Source organism: Verminephrobacter aporrectodeae subsp. tuberculatae At4 (assembly GCF_000193225.1).
Classification (GTDB): Bacteria; Pseudomonadota; Gammaproteobacteria; order Burkholderiales; family Burkholderiaceae_C; genus Acidovorax; species Acidovorax aporrectodeae.
Genome location: NZ_AFAL01000349.1, coordinates 1 through 1,114 on the forward strand (window position 1 = coordinate 1; position 1,114 = coordinate 1,114).

The window sequence follows — 1,114 nt, forward strand, 5'->3', positions numbered from 1 at the left end:
TGTTGCAGATCCCCCGCGGGGAGGTGTTTTGCTGCGCGTCAGCGCGCTCACGAGCAGCGTCAGCAAGAGCCCGCAGGGGACACCGAACACGCCTGCGGAGACGGGTTGGATCCCGAACCAGAGTTCGTCGGCCCAGGGCCAGTGGGGCAGGGTCTGGAGCGCCGGCGCGCGCGAGAGCATGTAGTACAGCGTGAGCGCCAATCCGCCGAGCATTCCCGCCACGGCACCCTGCCGCGTGGTACCCCGCCAGAAGATGCCGAGCAGCATGGCGGGAACGAAGGCCGACGCCGCGAGCGAGAACGACGCCGCCACCAGCGGCAGGATGTCCGCGGGTTTGAGCGTCGCCACGAAGGCCGCCGACAGGGCCACCGCGAGCAGGGTGAACTTGCTCAGGATCACGCGCTGCTCGGCAGACGCCTGGCGACCCGCCTGGTGGTCCGTTCCCTGAAAGTACAGGTCGCGCACCAGCGCGTTGCTGATGGTCAGCAGCAGGCCGTCGGCCGTGGACAGCGCCGCCGCCAGGCCACCGGCCGCGACCAGGCCGGAGACCACGTAGGGCAGTCCGCCGAGCTCGGGGGTGGCGAGCATGATGAGGTCGGCGCCGAAGCGGATTTCGCCAAACTGGATCAGGCCATCGCCATTCACGTCTTCCACCGAGAGCAGCGCGCCATCGACCCGCGCCCATTGCGCCATCCAGTTGGGCAGCGCGTCGAAATGGCTGCCCACGAGGTTCTGCATGACTTCAAACTTCACCAGCGCGGCCAGCGCGGGCGCGCTCAGGTACAGCAGCGCGATGAAGAATACCGACCAGCCCACGGACGCGCGCGCCGCTGCCACCGAGGGCGTGGTGTAGTAGCGCGTGAGCAGATGCGGCAGGCCCGCGGTGCCGACCATCAGGCAGAACATCAGCGCCAGAAAGTTGCGCCGCGCGAGCGTGTAGTCCTGCTGCTCCTGCGGGCTGCCATGGGGGTCGCCCGCGTAGGCCCGGCTGTGCGGCGGCAGCCCGCCCAGGGGGTAGGCGCGCGCGTGGTTCTCGTGCATCTCGTGGCGCCAGAGCGCCCGCGCGCTGGCGGCGTCGTGCGGCAGCGCCGCCAGCTCGCGGCTGGCCGCGACG

At 70.4% G+C, this 1,114-nt stretch carries 1 protein-coding gene; it reads right to left on the minus strand.

All coding sequences use genetic code 11. The features are described 5' to 3' along the window. Positions 1-1,114, minus strand: a 1,114-nt coding sequence (locus VTU_RS26390) for a VC_2705 family sodium/solute symporter (protein WP_010102612.1), incomplete at both ends; no start/stop codon positions are given.